This window comes from Aeromonas sp. QDB11, assembly GCF_027705265.1.
GTDB classification, from domain to species: domain Bacteria; phylum Pseudomonadota; class Gammaproteobacteria; order Enterobacterales; family Aeromonadaceae; genus Aeromonas; species Aeromonas allosaccharophila.
The window spans coordinates 1-1,328 of record NZ_JAPDBM010000175.1 but is presented as its reverse complement, the minus strand read 5'-3'; the positions used below and the strand labels follow the sequence as shown (position 1 = coordinate 1,328).

The window sequence follows — 1,328 nt, the reverse complement described above, 5'->3', positions numbered from 1 at the left end:
CAGTACGACACCGAAGAAGATGCGTGGTACTTCGGCATCTGGATTAACACAGAAAGGCTGGAGACCTTTACCTACGCCGAGGGCGACACCCACCATGTGATTGCGCCAAACGTCGAGGCGTTTCGCGCTGAATTGGCGCGACTCTATCGGCACCACCCGCAAGCCCCAGCGTTTATCAGCATTGACCCGCAAGCAGGCGTTGTGACCCGCCACTTTGAACGCAAGCCGGAGGTGTGAAATGGCGAAGAACATCACCATCAAGGTGCCCGGCAAACATCCGCGAACCGGCGAGATCACCACCTTTGAGCTAAAGGGCCAACGCATCGATATCAACATCGGTGGGCAGGCCGTGCCTTTCCTCATTCATGGGAGGGGTATAGGAACGTCACTCACCCACATCCCGAGCGGCTACCGCATAGCCCTGCTCGGCGGCTGGCTCACCGCTCGTTACGCCATACCTGAAAATAAGCCCAGCAGAACGGCCTGTGCCCAGATAGCCATAGACCGGCTAGTGGCTCAATACGGCTCGCTGCACCTGCTGTACCGGCTCAATCGCAAGCCGGTTATCAATGAGACGGCTGACTGCGATCGTTGACGTCCCACAATCTTGCTCATCAACACACAGCATAAAGGGCCAGCCCTCTCAGGCTGACCCTTGGCATCATTGGAGTCACCGAACATGACCCGTCTTATCACCGGGCTCGAGGTGCATCGCTATGCCCCCGAGCTCAACAAACTGCATCTGCGCAACCGCCAAACGTTACCCGCTCCCGGCATCACCACCATCAAAGAGGCCAAAGCCCGCCTGTTTGGCTGCTGGCAGCCAGGGCATCAGGTAACCATCACGGTGAGTCACCCTGACTACGTCAATCTCTCACGGCTCTACCGGGGGCGACTGGCCAGCCTGACAGACTTTCCAGAGCACCTGACCAGACTACGCCAGCGGCACAACGTGCCCGGCACCCGCATAGACATTCGACTGAGGTATTGCTAATCATGACCACGACAACCACCCACACCCAGGACCAACAACCCGCAGCGCCAGACCAGTCCACCCGGATTTTTGCGCAGTGGGGCTTGCCCCATACCGTGACGCCGCGCTTTGGGGCTCGTCTCATTCAAGAGCATCATCGTCTGCACTTTCTGTCAGATCGGGCATCACTGGTAGGTGAATGGGCAAAGGAGGCAATAGACCAGCTGGAAATTGCCTTTCCTCGCCTCATCAAAGAACTGGAGGGCAAATTGCTGACAGGCGAACTGGATGCCCAGCGCCAGCAACGTATCACTATCCAGCATGGAGGCTTTACCTGCGAAGCCGATACCCTTGG

3 protein-coding genes and 1 pseudogene are annotated in these 1,328 nt (G+C 57.8%); all 4 read left to right on the top strand.

Annotation, left to right across the window (positions count from 1 at the left end; genetic code table 11):
- Window positions 1-237, top strand: a pseudogene (locus OKC40_RS22495) (hypothetical protein); the annotation flags it as partial.
- A gap of 1 nt (window position 238) precedes the next feature.
- The gene (locus tag OKC40_RS22490) at window positions 239-595 is read left to right on the top strand and encodes a hypothetical protein (protein ID WP_029303596.1); all 357 of its coding nucleotides are present in this window, start codon (window positions 239-241) and stop codon (window positions 593-595) included.
- A gap of 84 nt (window positions 596-679) precedes the next feature.
- Complete coding sequence (locus tag OKC40_RS22485; protein ID WP_029303595.1) at window positions 680-994, top strand: hypothetical protein; 315 nt, start codon at window positions 680-682, stop codon at window positions 992-994.
- Between the two features lie 2 nt (window positions 995-996).
- Window positions 997-1,328, top strand: a 332-nt coding sequence (locus OKC40_RS22480) for a type IV toxin-antitoxin system YeeU family antitoxin (RefSeq protein WP_270797031.1), incomplete at its 3' end; no start/stop codon positions are given.